The organism is Oribacterium sp. P6A1 (genome assembly GCF_000702885.1).
In the GTDB taxonomy this organism is placed as follows: Bacteria; Bacillota; Clostridia; order Lachnospirales; family Lachnospiraceae; genus Oribacterium.
Window position 1 is genome coordinate 55621 of sequence record NZ_JNKO01000013.1, and the last position, 19629, is coordinate 75249.

Sequence of the window (19629 nt, forward strand, 5' to 3'; positions counted from 1 at the left end):
CTTTTTTTGTCCGTTAATCCACTAGCAAAGCCGTGATCACCGGGAATATAATTCCCACTGTGCTCCGCTGAAATCTGTATTTTCTCAAAACAAAAAGAGCCCACAGCCTATAAAGCTGTGAGCGCCTGAATTATTTTTTCTTTAAATAATGTTTCCCAGAATTCCGTAAGAAACAACCGACATGATAACCGATGCCATAAGTATACCTGTAAGTATGGCCGGAACGGACTTTCTCCGTGGCATGTGAAGAAGACCTGCCACCAGGGAACCTGTCCAGGCTCCCGTTCCCGGAAGAGGTATACCCACAAACAGGGTAAGACCCCAAAAATCATATTTTTCTATAGCAGCCTGATTCTTTTCAACCTTTTTTCTGAGCCACATGGCGATCTTTTTTGTAGGTCCGAACTTTTCCATAAGGAGAACTATTTTTTCAATAAAAAACAGTACAAAAGGTATCGGAAGAAGATTGCCTATGATGCATATCATAAGAGCCTTCAGATAAGCAACATCCAAAAGTGATGCTGCCAGCAGTCCCCCTCTGAGCTCCAGAACCGGCATCATGGAAATGATGAAGACCACTGACTCTCTGGAGAGAATACTGCTCATATTCTCGGTCAAAACATTCACTAAACTATCCATTTATCCTCCTAAATACAATCGTTTCACGCCTCATAATCAATGCTTAAATTTTTATTACTGCATGTTTCGGGAAGACCATCTTCCTTGAATGCAAAAATAAGATGTGCTAAACTTAATAGATGACTTAATGTCTGATAGTGTACCTTTACGTACTCAGCAGATTCTAAATGAAACATCAATATGTGTCAAGAACAGCATTATCATACTTTATGAAGCTGTAATCATCCTTAAAAGAAAGAAATATATATGATTAACTACGAAGAAGAAATAAAGCGTTTTAAACCAAGTCTCGATGTGGATCAGATAGAAGATGCCATAGTCAAAACAGATTTAACCGATATGCATGAGATCATGACAAAACTGATTGAAGATGCCATCGAACTTAAGAAGGACAACGACAAATGAACTACGATATAACTCTCGATCGTATTGCGAACTGCTACTACAATCTCGGTCTTGAGCGAGCAAAATTGCGAGATTTAAGCGGGGCAGCAGAGCTTCTTAAAAAGTCCCTGCTTTTCAATAAATACCAGATTGATGCCAGAAATCTTTTGGGACTCATATTTTTTGAGTGCGGCGAAACAGCAGATGCTTTGACACAATGGGTCATCAGTAACAACCTCATGAGCGAGAACAATATCGCCGACTATTATCTTGAAGAGATTCAGCGTAAGCCTGCCATACTCCGTATCTGCACGGACAATGTAAACAGGTACAATCAGGCACTTATCTACGCTCAAAGCAACAACGAGGACCTGGCCATAATGCAGCTCAACCAGGTAATTCAAGACAGCCCTAACTACGTAAAGGCCCATATACTACTTTCTCTTCTTTATATGAAGAGAGAGCAATGGGTCAAGGCCGGAAGAAGTCTTTATAAGGTTTTAAAGATAGACAGAAACAATCCCAAGGCTCTGGTTCTTATGGATGAGGTAAAACAGAGAACCGGCCGTAAAGAGGTTGAACAGAGCAAGCTGAGAAACGCTTTCTCCCATCGTAAGATGACTGACGATGACGTCATAGTCCCTCAGGAAGTAAAGGAAGTTTCACCATGGATGGTGGTTTTTTATATATTATCCGGTGTTGTCCTTTCTCTGTTCACTTTCAACCTGCTGATACTTCCGGCAAAGACACGTGCCCTCAATGCGAGCAACAATCAGGAACTCATTTCCTATACAGATAAGCTTGATCTTGCAAACAGAGAGATAAAGGACCTGAACGAACAGTACAGCACCTTGGAAAAGCAGTATCAGGAAGCTGCACTTCAGATCCAGCAGTTCCAGAATGCCAACGAATCCTTCATGGGGCAGTACCGTGCACTTACCCAGATAAATCAGGCTTATGACAGCGGAGATATAGTTCTTGCGGCACAGCTTTATACCGGTCTTAATCCTTCACAGATAGTTGATGATAACCTGTTATCCCAGTATCAGAGCATCAAACATATCATGGAAAGCTCTGTATATCAGGAGCTTGCAAAGAAGGCCACAGATGCATGGAACGCCGGAGACCAGCAGAATGCAGGTGAGTTGTATCTGCTCAGCGTAACTATACGTGAAGATCCCGAGAACATGTTCCTTCTTGCCAGACTCTACCAGTCCATGGGACGTTCAGACGACGCCAATACTCTTTTCGACAAGATCATAGGGTCTTATCCCGATTCATCCTACGCCGAAAAAGCAAGGAGTATCCGCGGTTATTAATTATGAGGTAAATAACATGCTCAATGTTGAGAAAATTCGACTTATGGCACAGCTTTCCATATACGAAAGAAAAGAGGGAAAAGGCATAATCGAGACAAGCAAGCACTTCAAGGGAGACTACATCTCCCGAAGGCTTCTTACCTCAGCCATTTTCTATACCTTATGCTTTATATTGATAACAGTGGTTCTCACCATCATAAACCTCGAAGAGGTGCTTCTCCGTCTGAACATTCCTTTCATCATGGAATCACTTCGTTCTATATTTTACATATACCTTATAGGTATGGTGATTATGCTGCTTATCGCCTATGTCAGGTACAATGCAAGTTATGATTACGCTCACAGAAAAAGTCTTTTCTATGCTGCAAAACTTGATAAGCTCCTTCGTATGCAGGAAAATGAAAATGATATTCTCGACATAACAGAAGAGGAGTCCGAGTACTATAAGGAAACCGGCGGCAGGATCAGGGTTTATGATGATAAGCGCAATACCTGGGAAACCGTAAAGCCAAAGTTCCATACCGTTGTAACCCGTGGAAAAGCAGGAAATGATCTCGGCAATACCGGAAAAACTGATATTCAGTTCACTCCTATACGGAATGGTTCATACAGTTCTCAGGAACCAACAGACGGATGGCTGGATGATCCGATAGACACAAGCTCATCTTCAGGCTTAAGCTCACGGGATAGTTCGTCTCCTCAGGGCGGATGGCTGGATGAGGATCTGGAAGATGATTATGATGACGGACTGGATATCCTGAGCATTAATAAAAAAGACAAATGAAAGGCATGGCATACAGATGTTACGTTTTAAAGAATCATTACAAAAATTCTATACAGAAAATGATTATTGGACAGTACCGGTCACAAAAGCCATAACTGCATTTTTATGTTTTTTAACAGTCAACAGTCATGTAGGTTACAGTGACGTTTTATCAAATCCACTGATCTGTTTTGCCGCCTCTGTTCTGTGCTCATTTTTACCCTGGGCATGTATTCCTGTTTTTTTCTGCCTGTTTATCCTTGGTAATGCTTATGCCGCTTCACTGGACATAACCCTTGTTGCCATCGTAGTCCTTCTTTTGGCATCACTTATCCAGTCAGCCTTCAGAGCAGGTCACGCAGTACTCATCGCCCTTGTTCCTTTGTTTTTCTATATAAATATACCTTATGTTATTCCGGTTATCGCCGGATTGTCATTAGGGCTTATGTCCATAGTGCCTATCTCCATAGGCATTATGCTTTACTATTTCATCGAATATATGGCCGGACATACTGCAATAGCAGCCTCTCAGGGTGACATCACTGCCATGGCTACCGCATACGCCGGACTTTTCGGAAATCTGTTCAAGGATAAGGATGCGATTGTTGCCATATTTGCATTTGCTCTTTGTGTTATAATTGTTTTTATAATCAGCCAGATTCCTTTTGAAGGAAACTGGCTAGTTGCGGCAGCTGCAGGCATCATAGTGACTGCGGCGGCAACTGTTTTCGGCCGCATGCATTTCGGACTTGATATTTCATTTTTGGATATGCTGCCGGGACTTTTGATTTCCTGTATCATTTCCGTCGCTTACGTATTCGCATTTCACGCTGTGGATTATGAGCGCACCGAACGCCTTCGTTTTGAAGACGATGACTATGTTTATTATGTTAAAGCCGTACCTAAATTGAAATCAGAAAATGAGGATGAAGTGTAATGCCTGAGTTTCTTTCAACGCTGCGGAGTTGGTTCAGTTTGCTGCCGCCATTTTATTTCACAAATATTCTGGAAATAATCATACTGGCAGTAATCGTGTACGAATTCCTCCTATGGATAAAAAACACACGTGCCTTTGAACTCCTCAAGGGTCTCGTTGTCATAGCTGCATTTATTGTTGTGGCCTGGTTCTTTAAACTCACAACCATAATGTGGATAATCGAAAAAATTTCGACAGCTTTTATCATCGCGGCTGTAGTAATTTTTCAGCCCGAGCTCAGAAAAGCTCTGGAGCAGCTTGGAAGCAGAAACTTCATTACCAGCCTGTTTCCAAATGATGCAGAAGATTCCAGTATCAATACAATCAACGAAATAATCAGGGCAACTTTTGAGATGGCAAAAAAGAAGACAGGTGCTCTCATTGTCATTCAGCAGGAACAGTCTCTCAATGATATTGCCGAGACAGGAATACCCATTAACGGTATCGTTTCTTCCGCTTTGCTCATAAACATATTTGAAAAAAACACACCTCTTCATGATGGCGCAGTTGTAGTAGTGGGAGACCACGTTGTTTCCGCAACCTGTTATCTGCCATTATCGGATAGAGAAATCTCAAAAGATTTCGGCACACGTCACAGAGCCGCTCTTGGTGTTTCCGAAACCTGCGATGCCATAACCATAGTTGTGTCGGAAGAAACAGGCCGGGTTTCTGTTGCCGTGAACGGAGTACTGAAGCGTGCTGTGGATGCCGATGCCCTTCGCGGAATGCTTCCTGTTTATAAAAACGAAGAAACCACAACACCTCCGCAGCGTTTCCGTTTCTTTCGCAATAACAGAAAGGAGAGAGGGGAATGATAAAACGGTTTTTCACAGAAAATCTGTCTCTTAAATGTATCAGCATCGTTCTCGCCTTTGTTATATGGATAATGGTAGTAAATGTCTCTAAACCCGAGACTACAGATACCAAAAGTGTTCAGCTGGAAGTAAAGAACCAGAATATATTTGAGGAAGATTCCAAAACCTGGTCCATAGACAGAACCAATGTCAATGTTTCTTATAAAGTAAGAAGTGACGTCCGTTCCTCTATATCAAGTTCTGACTTCCATGCATATATCGATCTTTCGGATTACAGCATCACAGGTTCCGTACCAGTATATGTTGAAGTCTTAAACGGCAAAGAGACAATCATTGATTCAGTGGAAGTACATCCTTCCGTTGCCAAGGTAACTATCGAAAATGTTCAAAACAAAAAATTCGATATAAAATGTCAGACTCATGGAGAACCAAAGCCGGGTTATAAGGTTGCCAATATTATCCTTAGTCCCGAATCAGCATACCTGACAGGTCCTGAATCCGAAATAGGAAGGATCTCATCCATAGGAGTTAATATAGATGTATCCGGAATTTCCTCCAATCAGGACGGAATAACCAAATTGACATATTATGACGCAAACGGAAATACATTGAATAATCTTAAGGAAGTTACCGCAAACCTTGAGGATATAAACTATTCGGTAACCATCCACAAGGAGAAGAGCATTAACCTGCTTTCATCTGTTTCAGGAACACCTGCCGCAGGATATCAGTACGAATCCACCACTGTTTCCCCGGACAGCGTAACTCTTGCAGCTTCTCCCGGAGTCATTGAAGCCATGACTGTTTTTGAGCTTCCGGAGATCGATCTGAACGGAGTAACTGAGAGTGTTAATGTAACCTTTGATCTGTCTCAGTATCTCCCTGCAGGAATCGAACTTGCCGATGATCAGGATGCTCAGGTCAATGTACTCGTACGTATCGAAAAGCTGCCTGATGTAGGAGACAATCACGGAAACGGCGGAATGGCGCCGGCACCGATTCCCAACCAGCCTTTTGAACCCATTGGCGGGGATTCAGGAAAGCAGGAACAAAAGCCACAGCATTCCGATGATCAGCCTTCACAAAACAGCTCTTCGGAAACAGTAAGCTCTGAGCCGGAAACCGGGGCTTCTGATTCGAATAGTGAAAGCGTATCAGATTCAACCCCTGAGAATGGCTCTTCTGCCGATAATGGCTCAGTCCAGGATCAGTTAAAAGAATCTTCACCTACGGAGAATACATCAAATTGACAATGACCGATATTAAAATTCTGATTCTATATACAGCTGCCTATTTGACAAGCTGCATAACAGGAAGAGCGGGGCTTTCCGCTCTTTCTTCTATTTGTCTTATAGGTATAGCTGTATTTTTTTATTACACCGAAAAGAAAAGAACCAATGAGCTTATAAACTTAAGAGGCCTTATGGCATTGGGCATCCTGGGAGGCGAGGGTATAGCCAGATTACAGCTCAGCAATCTATCCACAGTCTGGACTGTTTCCACATGGCTTTCCTTTTATTTATTCTATCTTGTTTTCTATATCATCTCCGGCATAACCGAGGGTTTCACAGAAACCGTATTCAAAGATTCAAGACTCCATGCGTTATATAATAGGAAAATATCCGACGTAAACATTTTCAGATTTATCATTTTAGCTGTTATTCTCATCTCATGGAGCGCATTTATCTATGAAGCAGTAAATCTGAAATTCATTCCTTTGTTCACAGTGGATACACCTCATGCCTACAGCTATTTTCATCTGAAAGGAATTCATTACTTTACCACACTTGCGGTGCTTATTCCTGCTGTATCGGTACTGTACCTTGAATACAGAAAAAAGCAGAATATGAAACCTGATGCAGTCTCTATACTGGGAATCATTCTTCCTTTGCTTCTGAGTGTACTTCTGGTTTCCAGATTCCAGTTTATGTTTGCAGCCATCCTGGCTGTTTTTGCGGCGCTTTCATCAGGAAGGAAATACAGGCTGTGGCAATCCGTCACCATACTTGTACTGATGGTTGCAGTCTATGTTGTCATCACCATAGCCAGAGCCCATTCCGTTGAATACCTGAACGGGATTTTCGAAATGAAGGATCCGAAAACCCCTATCTTTATAACCCAGCCCTACATGTACATAGCTAACAACTTTGACAATTTCAATCTGATGACCCGGCAGCTCACAGTCCACTCAAACGGAATCAGGATGCTGTATCCTTTCCTGACGTTAACAGGCCTAAAGTTCATAAATCCTGATCTTGCCATAGCTTATCCACTTTTTACGACAAAGGAAGAGCTCACAACAGTGACCCTTATATATGACGCATGGTATGATTTCGGAATTGCCGGGGTTGTACTTTTCGCTGCAGTCCTCGGATTGATAACAGGATTCATCCTTCATGAGCATAAACGGAATTCAAATCCTTTTGCAAAACTGATTTACTCAGAGCTTGCTTTTTATTTCTCAGTTTCATTTTTTACCACCTGGTTTTCAAACCCGGCAACCTGGTTTTACCTTGGATTCAGTGTATTGTTTTACCTCATTTATTGACAAAGCATATACGCGGAAATATAATTTTAAGGTAGAATATTTTTTCAGACATTTGAAAAGGGAGATAAACAAATGGAGAAGAATTTGAAGGCAACAGAGGTAAAGGACGAGGCACTTAAACAGTCCTTTGCAGAAATTAAAAAGGCAGCTGTTTCAGAAAAGCCTGTTGAAAAGAAGGCTGCTGAGAAGCCCGCTGCCAAGGCTGCACCTGTAAAGACAGCTGCTCCTGAGAAGAAGGAAGAGACCAAGGCCGTTGAAAAGAAGCCTGTTGAAAAGAAGGCTCCTGCAAAGGCTCCGGTAAAGAAGGCTGCTGAGAAGAAGCCCGTTGAAAAGAAACCTGTTGAGAAAAAGCCTGTAGCCAAGAAGGCTGCTGAAAAGGCTGAAGTATCAACATTTGTAACATTACAGATCAACAATCAGGATTATGATCCTGCAAAGCTTCAGGAAGAGGCTATTGCCAAAGCCAAGCAGATCAAGGCTGACGTCGCAAGTGTTGATGTATATGTTAATGTTGCCGAGTCTGCAGCATACTTCACCATCGATGGAGAGGGAAGTGCCGACTACAGAATCGACCTTTAATCCGTAGGTTTATTAAAAACGGTACCCATGGGTGTACCGTTTTTTTATTTTCGAGTAGGGAATCCCCTACTCGATTTATTTAATTCCGGAAATCGCCGAGATATACACTGATATAGGCAAAATATCACAGAGAGAAAATATATGACATCAACATTACCACAGGAATTTTTAAATCGAATGAAAGAGCTTCTCCCGGGAGAAGCAGATTTCAAGGCATTCATCCAAAGCTACGATGATACACCCGTCAGAGGATTGCGTCTGAACCTAAAGAAGCTTTTGGCAAATGAATGCTCCGGGGACAAAAACTTCATCACCTATGACCGGCTTGTTTCAGAATGGAAACTTCGGCCTGTAAATGATGCCAGCTTTGCCATGTATGAAGGAAAAAAATATTATCGTGAGTTTTACATGGACGAAGAGGCACTGAATCAAAGAGGCATACGTCCCGGAAAGCATCCTTATCACGAAGCCGGTCTTTACTATATCCAGGGACCTGAAGCCATGCAGGCTGTAACTCATCTTGACATCAGGCCTTTTGACAGGGTTATGGATTTGTGTGCCAGTCCCGGCGGTAAATCCACCCAGGCGGCCGACATGCTTTCCATGGATGAAGGCGGGTTCATCATATCAAATGAATACGTTTCTCTTAGAGCCAAAACTCTCAGTTCAAATATTGAAAGAATGGGTATAGGCAATGCTGCAGTCCTGAATGAAGACACCGGAAAACTGGCTCAGTTCTTCCCCGAGTATTTCACAAGAATCATAGTGGATGCTCCCTGCTCGGGAGAAGGCATGTTCAGAAAGGATGAGACCGCAGTAAAAGAGTGGTCACCCGAAAATGTCAGGTTGTGTGCCGAACGCCAGAAGGAGATCGTATCCAATGCCTGCCGCATGCTCTCACCCGGAGGAAAGCTCTGTTACTCTACCTGTACCTTTGAAAAGGAAGAGGATGAAGATATACGTGACTTTATAACAGAAAGCTTTCCTGATATGCACCTGATTTACGAAAAAAAGTTCTGGCCCCATATAGATAAGGGCGAAGGTCACTATGTAACCGTATTTCAAAGAGAGGGTAATGATCCTTTTGAAGAAAAAAATATTTCTTTCGGTTCAGTCATAAAATGTCCGGACAAAGGCATTGGCATGCAAAAAACTTCGGAAAAGAAGATGAAAGATCAGATATACCTGATTCCGGATATACTTCCGGATCTCGCAGGACTCAAGATTTTCAGAGCAGGCATACTTAAAGCCACAGATCTGAAAAAGCGTATAGAGCCTGAGCATGCACTCACTCATGCAATCGATATACATGACAAAAAGGAAACGGCTGAATTTGAGTTTTCCGTGTGTAATTACAGCTCAGAGGATCCGCATGTGGAACAGTACCTGAAGGGACTTCAGATTCCGGCTCCCGAAGGGATGGATAAAAAAGGATGGTGCATTGTGTCCTGCGACGGAGTATCTTTGGGTCTGGGAAAAATAGTGAACGGTCAGATAAAGAATCACTATCCAAAGGGCCTCAGATTCCTCTGATAATGCGAAAAACCTGCTTTCATCCATGATGAAGGCGGCAGCTTTTTAAGCACTATTGGCCATGCCTATGGCAGCTATATTTTTGTACTATACTTAATCACGATTGTTTGCTGTTTTATTCCGCATGTTATGAACATAATTGGAACACCGTTATGTTTTTATCAGAGAACATTATGACATTTTGACATAATTATAAGCAAAATCGGGCGTTAAATTATTAACAATATATATAAAATGACGTAAATTCATGTTGAATAATGTATATCTTTCGTATACAATATATTCGACATAAACCGGGGTAAAAATACCCCTTGTTTATATATGAAATGGAGGATAAAAAATGGATAATCAGTCAACATCATCAGCTATGACAAGAATTCAGTCATTGCTCGATGAGTTCAGCTTTGTTGAGATCGGACGTCTTGTAGAAGCAAGATCCACAGATTTCAACCTTGCTGAAAAGAAAGCACCATCCGATGGTGTTGTAACCGGCTACGGAACTATCGACGGAAACCTTGTGTATGTTTACGCACAGGATTCTGCAGTTCTCGGCGGTTCAATCGGAGAGATGCATGCCAGAAAAATTGCCAACATTTACTCAATGGCGATGAAGAATCAGGCTCCTGTTATCGCACTTGTGGATTGCTCAGGCGTAAGACTTGAGGAGGCTAACGACTCTCTGTTTGGTCTCGGACGTATCTACAAGAAGCAGACACTTGCAAGCGGCCAGATTCCTCAGATCACAGCTATTTTCGGAAACTGCGGCGGCGGTCTTACCGTTCTTGCAGGTCTTTCTGATTATGTTCTCATGGAGAACACATCTGCAAAGGCATACGTAAATGCTCCTGATGCCGTAATTGGAAACAAGGATGACGAGATCGCAAAGGCTGCAAAGCGCGAGGAGTTCGGGCTTGTGGATTTCGATGGCACAGAAGATGAGATTTTTGCTCAGATTCGTAAGTTAGTTGCTGTATTACCAGGAAATAACGAGGACGGCGGAGTACTTGAGGAGAACACAGATGACCTCAACCGTGCAGTTCTTTCTTTCGACACACTTGATGCAGGAGAAGCTGTTAAGCAGCTCGCTGACAACGGTATCTTCCTTGAGACAAAGAAGGGATATTCAAGTGATGTTATCACAGGCTTTGCACAGATCGGCGGCGAGACTGTTGCCATCGTTGCAAACAAGAGCCAGAAGCTTACATGGAAGGGTGCTGATAAGGCTGCAAGACTTGTTTCTTTTGCCAATGCTTTCGACCTTCCTGTAGTATCAATCGTAGACGTAACAGCATACTGCAACTGTGAGTGCACAGAGAAGCATATGCCTACTATGGCTGCAAGACTTGCTTATGCATACAGCAATGCAGATGTACCTGTTATCACAGTTGTTAAGAATGCACTTGGTACAGCCGGTCTTACATTCGGTGCCAAGGCTCTCGGCGCAGATATCGTTTACGCATACAACAATTCAAAGATCGGTGTTATGGACGCAGAGCAGGCTGCAAAGCTTGTTTGTGACGGTGACGCTGAAGCTGCAAAGACCTTTGCAGAGCAGAACACTGCCCTTGCAGCAGCTAAGAGAGGCTATGTAGACGAGATCATCGCTCCTGAGGAGACAAGACAGAGAATCGCTGCTTCTCTTCAGATGCTTGGATGGAAGAGCGTATACAGACCGGACAAGAAGAACGGAACCGTTTAATGAGAGGAGACAGAATGAAACAGTGGTTTAGAAAAGCTGCTCTCTGTTTAGCTCTTGTATTTTCCGTTATCACACTTGCGGCTTGCGGAAGCACAAACAAGGAGACTGTTGAACCTTTGGATCCGACAGTCAAGAGTCAGCTTGAGCAGCAGGCAATGCAGTATGCAGAAAACAGCATCTATTCTCTTTCTGAGGAAACAATTCAGGAACAGATCGATTATGCATACAAGATAAAGGATGCCATTACATACAATGGTCTTACAAACTACAAGAACGATCTCGATCGTCTCGGAGCCTTTGTCAGTGTTGATAATGCAGAAGCTTCCAAAACAGAAGAGGGCTATCAGATCGTAATCAATTCAACATTCGAAAAGAGAGCACTTAAGCTTACACTCGGCATCAATGAGATGTCAGGTTCAACAACAGAGATGACCTTCGAGCCTATATACTCAACACCTGAGCTTATGGGTGATGCCGCAGGAAACCTTCTTGTTGGTATGGGCACAGTATTTGCAGTTCTCATCTTTATCGCATGGATCATTTCACTTTTCAAGTACATCAGCGTATTTGAGAAGAAGATGAAAGAGAGCAAAGACAAAAAGGCTGCCCAGGCAGCTCCTAAGGCTGCACCTGCTCCTGCAGCAGCTCCTGCTCCAAAGGCCGCACCTGTCGCAAGCGATGACACAATTCAGGCCGTAATTGCAGCAGCTATCGCAGCATACGAGGCAGATACAGAGGGTACTGTAAGCGCAGATGGTTTCGTACCGGGACCTACACTGAACAATGGTCTTTGTGTTCGTCCGCTTAGAAGCCGCAGCTTTTCAGCTGCACCTGTAGAAACAGCAGCTGCTTCAGCTCCTGTTGTTACATCAGTTGCACCTGCAGCAGTTGCTCCTGCAGCAGCTCCGGCTCCTAAGGCAACAGGCGCTCAGGGTTCAATCAAGGTTGATGCTCCTATGCCTGGCAAGATCCTTGCTGTAAAGAAGAACGTAGGCGACGCAGTTAAGTCAGGTGATTGTATCCTTGTACTTGAGGCCATGAAGATGGAGAACGAGATCGTTGCTCCTCAGGATGGTACTGTAGCTTCCATCAACGTTTCAGTTGGTGAGGCAGTAGAGTCAGGTTCAACACTTGCAACTTTAAATTAACACGGGCATGGCCCTTTCCAAATTGAGAGGTAATTAATATGAAGAAATATACTATCACAGTTAATGGCGTCGCTTATGACGTAACAGTAGAAGAGGGTGGAAACGCAGCAGCTGCTCCTAAGGCTGCAGCTCCAGCAGCAGCACCGGCACCTGCAGCAGCTCCTGCACCTGCAGCATCAGGCTCACAGGGTTCAGTAAAGGTTGAGGCTCCTATGCCTGGTAAGATCCTTGCTGTAAAGAAGAATGTTGGCGATGCAGTTAAGTCAGGCGATTGTATCCTTGTACTTGAGGCCATGAAGATGGAGAACGAGATCGTTGCTCCTCAGGATGGTACTGTAGCTTCCATCAACGTTTCAGTTGGTGAGGCAGTAGAATCAGGTGCAACTCTTGCAACTCTTAACTGATCATAAGTTAAGTAATTGCATTTAGTTGATTTGATTTGCTGTGGAGGTTATTAAAATATGAACGCATTACAAACATTTTCAAACCTGCTCCAGCAGACAGCTTTCGTAAGCATGACATGGGGAAACATCCTGATGATCTTCGTCGCATTTGTTTTCCTTTATCTTGCTATCGCCAAGGGATTTGAGCCGCTTCTTCTGGTTCCTATCGCTTTCGGTATGCTGCTTGTTAATATCTATCCGGACATCATGCTTGAGCCGGAGAAATCAATTAGTGGAACAGGCGGACTTCTTTGGTACTTCTTCCATCTTGATGAGTGGTCGATTCTTCCTTCACTTATCTTCATGGGTGTAGGTGCCCAGACTGATTTCTCACCGCTGATCGCGAACCCGATCACATTCCTGCTCGGTGCCGCTGCTCAGTTCGGTATTTACTCAGCTTATTTCATGGCTATCTTCATGGGATTCAATGGAGCTGCAGCCGCAGCCATCTCCATCATCGGCGGTGCTGACGGTCCTACTTCCATCTTCCTTTGCAATAAGCTCGGACAGACATCTCTTCTCGGACCAATCGCTGTAGCAGCTTACTCCTACATGTCACTGGTTCCTATCATTCAGCCTCCTATCATGAAGGCTCTTACAACAGAAGAAGAGCGTAAGGTAAAGATGCCGACACTTCGTCCTGTATCAAAGCTGGAGAGAATCCTCTTCCCTATAGTTGTTACAGTAGTTGTCTGCGTACTTCTTCCTACAACAGCTCCGCTTGTTGGTATGCTCATGCTCGGTAATCTCTTCAAGGAGTGCGGTGTTGTTAAGCAGCTCACAGAGACAGCTTCCAATGCAATGATGTACATCGTTGTTATCATGCTCGGAACATCCGTTGGTGGTGCAACATCTGCAGAGGCATTCCTCAATGTTGATACATTAAAGATCGTTGCCCTCGGTCTTATCGCATTTGCATTCGGTACTGCAGCCGGTGTTGTTATCGGAAAGCTCATGTACGTTCTTTCAGGAAAGAAGATCAACCCTCTGATCGGTTCAGCCGGTGTATCAGCCGTTCCTATGGCTGCCAGAGTTTCACAGAAGGTTGCTGCCGAAACTGATCCGACCAACTTCCTGCTCATGCAGGCTATGGGTCCTAACGTTGCCGGAGTTATCGGTACTGCCGTTGCAGCCGGTACATTCATGGCAGTTTACGGTGTTAAGTAAGTAGAGGAGATAAAATGGCTAAGGTAAAAATTACAGAGACTGTACTGCGTGATGCGCATCAGTCATTAATCGCAACTCGTATGCCGAGTTCAGAAATGGAGCCGATCCTTGATAAGATGGATCAGGTTGGTTATAACGCAGTTGAGTGCTGGGGCGGAGCTACATTTGACTCATGTCTCCGTTTCCTCAAGGAAGATCCTTGGGAGAGACTGAGAATGATCAAGCGTCACATGAAGAACACAAAGCTTCAGATGCTCTTCAGAGGTCAGAACATCCTCGGTTACAATCACTATGCCGATGACGTTGTTGATAACTTTGTAGAGAGATCAATTGCAAACGGTATCGACGTTATCCGTATTTTCGACTGTCTCAATGATATCCGTAACCTTGAGACAGCAGTAAAGGCTACAAAGAGAGAGGGCGGACACGCTCAGATCGCACTTTGCTACACACTTGGTGATGCTTATACTCTTGATTACTGGGAGAAGCTCGCTAACGATGTAGAGAGCCTCGGTGCAGATTCACTCTGCATAAAGGACATGGCAGGTCTCCTTCTTCCTCAGGCAGGTTATGACCTCGTTAAGGCTCTCAAGAGAGGAACAAAGCTTCCTATCGAAATCCATACACACTACACATCAGGTATGGCTTCCATGACTTACCTCAAGTGTGTCGAGGCAGGTGCTGACATCATCGATACAGCATCAACACCTTTCGCACTTGGAACATCACAGCCTTCAACAGATGTTATGGTTAAGGCTCTTGAGGGGACAGAGTATGATACAGGTCTTGATGTTAATAAGCTTATCGATGTATCCAACTACTTCGAGCCATATCGTGAGGAGTGCCTGAAGTCAGGTCTTCTTTCAACAAAGGTTCTCGGTGTTAATGTCAACACCCTCAGATATCAGGTACCTGGCGGTATGCTCAGTAACCTTATTTCCCAGCTTCACCAGGCTGGCAAGGACGATCAGCTTACAGAGGTTCTCGAGGAAGTTCCAAGAGTTCGTAAGGACTTTGGTGAGCCGCCTCTCGTTACACCTTCTTCACAGATCGTTGGTACACAGGCTGTTATGAACGTTCTTATGGGTGAGAGATACAAGATGGTTCCTAACGAGTCACGTAAGCTCGTTGCAGGTGAGTTCGGACGTACAGTTAAGCCTATGGATCCTGAAGTAGTTGCCAAGATCCTTAAGGGTGCTGCTCAGATGACAGACCGTCCTGCAGACCATATCGAGCCTCAGATGGAGAAGTTCACTGAGGAGACAAAGCAGTACGTTAAGAATCCTACAAAGGAAGATGTTCTTTCATACGCACTCTTCCCTGCAGTAGCAAAGGATTTCTTTGAGTACCGCAATGCTCAGGAGTCAGGTGTAGCAGCAACTGCAGCTGACAAAGCAAACAAGGCGTATCCAGTATAATAGAGACTGATTTATCCTTTTTAAAGAGGGTGCCGTATTTCCGGCACCCTCTTTAATTTGATTATTACGAATCTTTGTCGGTTATCTGAATAATTAGAATTTTCGTTGACGGTTATAATAGCTGATTTTATATTGTAAAAGTAGTAAAATACTACTTACTTTTGAAATCAGTTCACAGAATATACAAGGGAGATTTCCGGATATGTTCAAACTGCTCTGTGTATATACTTCACAGGGATGATTCTGTCCGGAATATAAAATTATGAAAAAATCAAACCTAGAACGGAAACTTTATAAAACAGGAGCGTTGTTGTCGGCAATCAGCATCTTTATTTCAGCACCGGCAGCTTCATTCCTTAACAGTGCATCTGTAGCTTATGCAGAATCCATGGCAGTAATAGCCGGAAGCAACGTAAATGTACGCTCCGGAGCAGGGACAGACAGTTCCATAGTCACTGCTTTAGGAAACAATGCTCAGGTCACAGTAATGGATCAGACCACAGGAAGTGACGGTAAAGTCTGGTATCATATTTCCTTTTCCGGAGGAAGCGGATATGTACGTTCTGATTTCATCAGATATCAGACAAGCTATTCTTCCGATGTAAATTTTGAAAGCTATCTTTCCCAGCAGGGCTTTCCGGAAAGCTATAAACCGGCATTAAGACAGCTTCATTCCCAGTATCCGAACTGGGTCTTCACTGCAGAGCAGACCGGACTTGACTGGTCAGCAGTAATTCAGGCCGAGCTCCAGGGAACCAACAGTCTCATAGAAAAAAATGTCAGATCCTCATGGAAATCCACTGATCCCGGAAAGTTTGACTGGACAACATCATCCTGGCCCGGTTTCGACGGAGCCACATGGGTAGCTGCATCTCAGGGAATCCTGGAATACTATATGGATCCGAGAAATTTCCTTGATGAAGACTATATCTTCCAGTTCACTGCCCACAAATACGATCCAAATAAACAGACTCTTGAAGGATTGAAATCCATGGTTCAGGGAACTTTCCTTGCAGGTAATGTGAACGTTGATTCATCAAGTGCCCTCTATCAGTCTGCACTTCAGCAGATGTATGCAAATTCAGGTGTTGCCGCAGCAACTGATACAACTTCCGCAGCAACAGAATTAACAGGTCCTACTGTGGCAGATTCCATTTCTGATCTCGTGAACTCAGGCATGAGTTCAGATGAGGTGGTGATAGCCTATGAGGCGCCATCAGCAGCCGATACCTCAAACTCAGTATCCGCTTTCGTTTCTTCCACAGGAACTGCTGACACTTCAGCCGTTACTTCAGCAGATTCTACCTATATAGTAGATGCCACCGGCACAGTAAGCGATTCCTCAGCAGCAGTCATAGGTCCAACCGTTGGTGATGCATCCGTCAGCGCAGCAACAGACGGTTCTGCCGCAGCCACAAGCGACGCAGCCACTCTTCAGGCACTTGCACAGGGATCAGGCACCATGACTGTCACCTATTCGGATATCATCATGGAAGCTGCTCAGATTTCACAGGTCAACCCCTATGTACTGGCTTCAATGATCATTCAGGAGCAGGGCACAAACGGAACCAGCGGTTCCATTTCAGGTGCAACAGGATACTATAACTTCTTCAATGTAGGTGCTTATGCATCAGGAGGTATGACTGCCGTTGAAAGAGGTCTCTGGTATGCTTCACAGAACGGCAGCTACAACAGACCATGGAATTCCATAGAGCGTGCCATCATAGGAGGAGCTCTTTTCTATGCTCAGAACTATGTAGATGCAGGACAGAACACTCTCTATTTAAAGAAGTTCAATGTTCAGGGCTCAAACATGTTCAAGCACCAGTACATGACCAACACTCAGGGAGCCGCGGAAGAGGGCAAGAAGCTCGGCAAGGCCTACAACCAGACCATGAGAAACGATGCCATAGAGTTCTTTATTCCCGTATATAACAACATGCCGGAAACAGCATGTGTCATGCCTACAAAGGACGGAAATCCAAACAACAAGCTGGCAGCTCTTTCCGTTGACGGATTCGCTCTTACACCCGGCTTTAATATGGATACAGAATCCTACACCCTTATCGTTGACCCTTCTGTGTCTTTCGTTAATGTTTCTGCCGCAGCAATTCATTCCGGTGCATCCATTTCAGGTGCAGGAACCATAGCATTGACAGAAGCATCCACCATCATCCCGCTCGTCGTAACAGCGGAAAACGGAGATCAGAGAACATACACCATAACCATCAACAAGGCTGTCGGCGGTATGCTGGGTACATCACAGACTGCTGCATCTGTATACGATCCTTTCCAGGGAGTTACGGTACAGGTCGAAGCTTATACTGACAACACAGGTGTAAGCCAGGAAACTGCAGCTACGGCATCTTCTGAAGCATTAGCATCTAATGTAGTTGAAGTTGGCGTCGGTCCATTGTAAAATAAAGCGAAACACAAAACATAAAAAAGAGGTTTTCATGATTCATTTTAAATATTTTATAGCGACTGCTGCACTTTCAGCTCTTTTGTCCTTACAGGCACTGGCTGCTACAGCTTCAATTTCCTTTTCGGATCCATCTGTAACAGTTGGTTCTGAAGTAAATGTCACCATGAAGGTTTCAAGTACAGACGGAACCCTTTCAAGATCTGACATTACTCTGGGATACGACACAAATCTGCTTCAGTTCGTAAGCGGAACAGATGCAGAAGGCGGCGCCGGCACCATTCGTGTCAAGGGTGCCACAAACGGTGCCGGTACAGGAACGCTGGAGTACAATCTGAAGTTCAACACATTGTCATCAGGCAGCGCTGCCATTAAGCTGGCAAACTACGAAGTATACGACACAGATGAAGCCATCGCTGAAGTCACACATCAGGGTTCATCTACAGTTACGGTATCTTCAAGTTCAACATCATCCAACAACGCTCTGTTATCAAGCCTGTTGGTTTCTCCCGGAACTCTGACTCCTGAGTTCTCAAGTACTGTAACCGAATATTCAGTCATCGTCGGCACAGATGTAAATACCCTCGCCATCAATGCTTCAACTGAGGACAGCGGTGCATCTACTTCTGTAAGCGGCAACGAAAACCTTAATATGGGTGAGAATACTGTTTCAGTTACAGTAACAGCAGCTGACGGCATGACTCAGGCTCAATATACCATAAAGGTAAACAAGCAGGAGGGAGGTCCCAGTGCAGGTGACGCTCAGGCAGCCAATACACAGACTGTAAATGAAGGCGTTAAGCTGAGCTCAAAGGAAAAGACCATCACCATCATGAACCCGGGTACAGATGTTGAAATTCCTGCAGGATTCGCAGAAAGCACCATCGACATCGACGGACATCAGGTTAAGGGATGGGTATGGAAGGAAGATACAGAGCATCAGTACTGCATAGTTTACGGTATGAATGATGCGGGTGAGCTCAATTTCTACCGCTATGACCTTTCAGAAAAGACTATCCAGAGATATTTCGAAGACCCTGTCGAAGTAGATACAAAGAAGAATGCAGAGAAGTATCCTGAAGTTGTTGAGAGATATGACAAACTCGTAGGACAGTACAACAGCATGTTCGTCCTTGCCTGCGTACTTGGCGGTCTGGTACTTTTACTCTTCATTTTTGTCATTGTCCTTCTTACACAGAGAAGAGGATCTTCACACACAGATCTGCTGCGTCGTTCAGATTCTCAGGACCCTAAGTCCGGTGTTCCGGAAGCATCTCCATCAGAAAAGCTTGATGAGACAATTGCTCTTGATACACTTATGAGAAAAGATAATCTGAATACAGAAGATCTTGTAAATCCGGAGCTTGAGATGACAAGAGTCATCACAAAGAAGAGTGTTCAGAATAAGGATGATTCTTCTCTTGCCGAGAAAAGGATAGCTCAGGAAACAGGCCTCGATCTGGAGGATCTGGACAGTGATGATTCAGACGTAACAACAGCTGATGAGGATCTCGGAGCTACAAAGGCTTTCGATTTAAACAATGAATGGAAGACAGCAAGCTCACTTAACAGGTTTGCAAGTTCCAATGTCCAGGCAGCTGATGAAACAGTTTCTGCTGAGGAAGATACTGCAGAAAGCAATGGTCTCGATATAGAGGATTTATAAATCCGGAAAGTATATCCCCGGGGTTGCGGCTTTTGATTTATTGCCGGTTACCGGAATGTTCCCGGAAGCCCATATACGAAACCGAAATATTGACGCAATTAACGGCAGAT

Annotated in this window: 17 protein-coding genes and 1 pseudogene; 17 read left to right on the top strand and 1 reads right to left on the bottom strand. The window is 44.1% G+C overall.

The features are described 5' to 3' along the window. Window positions 1–141: 141 nt before the first annotated feature. Window positions 142–639 (bottom strand): COG2426 family protein, encoded by a 498-nt coding sequence (locus T515_RS10140; RefSeq protein ID WP_036610597.1) that lies wholly within the window; start codon window positions 637–639, stop codon window positions 142–144. A gap of 246 nt (window positions 640–885) precedes the next feature. Here T515_RS10140 and T515_RS17620 point away from each other — a divergent pair, with 246 nt between their 5' ends. The 17 genes and pseudogenes from T515_RS17620 to T515_RS10220 all read left to right on the top strand — a co-directional run bounded on the left by T515_RS17620 (window position 886) and on the right by T515_RS10220 (window position 19519). Beyond that, entirely contained in the window at window positions 886–1044 is a 159-nt protein-coding gene (locus T515_RS17620) for a hypothetical protein (RefSeq protein WP_197026423.1), read from the top strand. After that, a complete protein-coding gene (locus T515_RS10145; protein ID WP_036610599.1) occupies window positions 1041–2342 on the top strand; it encodes a tetratricopeptide repeat protein in 1302 nt (433 codons plus the stop codon). Before T515_RS17620 ends, T515_RS10145 begins: the two co-directional genes overlap by 4 nt. Window positions 2343–2358: 16 nt before the next feature. Continuing rightward, window positions 2359–3126 carry a hypothetical protein gene (locus T515_RS10150; RefSeq protein ID WP_036610601.1) on the top strand — a complete coding sequence of 256 codons (768 nt, stop codon included), beginning with the start codon at window positions 2359–2361 and terminating at the stop codon, window positions 3124–3126. Window positions 3127–3142: 16 nt separating this feature from the next. After that, entirely contained in the window at window positions 3143–4042 is a 900-nt protein-coding gene (locus tag T515_RS10155; RefSeq protein ID WP_036610603.1) for a hypothetical protein, read from the top strand. Beyond that, window positions 4042–4896 (top strand): diadenylate cyclase CdaA, encoded by an 855-nt coding sequence (gene cdaA, locus T515_RS10160; protein ID WP_036610606.1) that lies wholly within the window; start codon window positions 4042–4044, stop codon window positions 4894–4896. The genes T515_RS10155 and cdaA overlap by 1 nt, the downstream gene beginning before the upstream one ends. Continuing rightward, window positions 4893–6146, top strand: coding sequence for a CdaR family protein (locus tag T515_RS10165; RefSeq protein ID WP_051671632.1), 1254 nt, complete (start codon window positions 4893–4895; stop codon window positions 6144–6146). Before cdaA ends, T515_RS10165 begins: the two co-directional genes overlap by 4 nt. A gap of 2 nt (window positions 6147–6148) precedes the next feature. After that, the gene (locus T515_RS10170) at window positions 6149–7444 is read left to right on the top strand and encodes an O-antigen polymerase (RefSeq protein WP_036610609.1); all 1296 of its coding nucleotides are present in this window, start codon (window positions 6149–6151) and stop codon (window positions 7442–7444) included. Window positions 7445–7516: 72 nt separating this feature from the next. Then, the gene (locus tag T515_RS16680; RefSeq protein ID WP_051671633.1) at window positions 7517–8023 is read left to right on the top strand and encodes a DUF6465 family protein; all 507 of its coding nucleotides are present in this window, start codon (window positions 7517–7519) and stop codon (window positions 8021–8023) included. Between the two features lie 141 nt (window positions 8024–8164). Continuing rightward, window positions 8165–9556 (top strand): RsmF rRNA methyltransferase first C-terminal domain-containing protein, encoded by a 1392-nt coding sequence (locus T515_RS10180; protein ID WP_036610611.1) that lies wholly within the window; start codon window positions 8165–8167, stop codon window positions 9554–9556. 340 nt (window positions 9557–9896) lie between these two features. Next, window positions 9897–11255, top strand: coding sequence for a carboxyl transferase domain-containing protein (locus tag T515_RS10185; protein WP_036610613.1), 1359 nt, complete (start codon window positions 9897–9899; stop codon window positions 11253–11255). Window positions 11256–11719: 464 nt separating this feature from the next. Then, a pseudogene (locus T515_RS18455) lies at window positions 11720–11974 on the top strand (OadG family protein); the annotation flags it as partial. Between the two features lie 57 nt (window positions 11975–12031). After that, complete coding sequence (locus tag T515_RS18460; protein WP_242839362.1) at window positions 12032–12403, top strand: acetyl-CoA carboxylase biotin carboxyl carrier protein subunit; 372 nt, start codon at window positions 12032–12034, stop codon at window positions 12401–12403. A 38-nt stretch (window positions 12404–12441) separates the two neighbouring features. Beyond that, the gene (locus T515_RS10200; RefSeq protein WP_036610615.1) at window positions 12442–12807 is read left to right on the top strand and encodes a biotin/lipoyl-containing protein; all 366 of its coding nucleotides are present in this window, start codon (window positions 12442–12444) and stop codon (window positions 12805–12807) included. Window positions 12808–12864: 57 nt separating this feature from the next. Further along, window positions 12865–14013 carry a sodium ion-translocating decarboxylase subunit beta gene (locus tag T515_RS10205; protein ID WP_036610617.1) on the top strand — a complete coding sequence of 383 codons (1149 nt, stop codon included), beginning with the start codon at window positions 12865–12867 and terminating at the stop codon, window positions 14011–14013. A gap of 14 nt (window positions 14014–14027) precedes the next feature. After that, complete coding sequence (locus T515_RS10210) at window positions 14028–15431, top strand: oxaloacetate decarboxylase subunit alpha (RefSeq protein WP_036610620.1); 1404 nt, start codon at window positions 14028–14030, stop codon at window positions 15429–15431. Window positions 15432–15741: 310 nt separating this feature from the next. After that, window positions 15742–17850, top strand: a complete 2109-nt coding sequence (locus tag T515_RS10215) for an SH3 domain-containing protein (protein ID WP_051671635.1) — start codon at window positions 15742–15744, stop codon at window positions 17848–17850. A gap of 37 nt (window positions 17851–17887) precedes the next feature. Beyond that, the gene (locus T515_RS10220) at window positions 17888–19519 is read left to right on the top strand and encodes a cadherin-like beta sandwich domain-containing protein (protein WP_051671636.1); all 1632 of its coding nucleotides are present in this window, start codon (window positions 17888–17890) and stop codon (window positions 19517–19519) included. Window positions 19520–19629 lie beyond the last annotated feature (110 nt).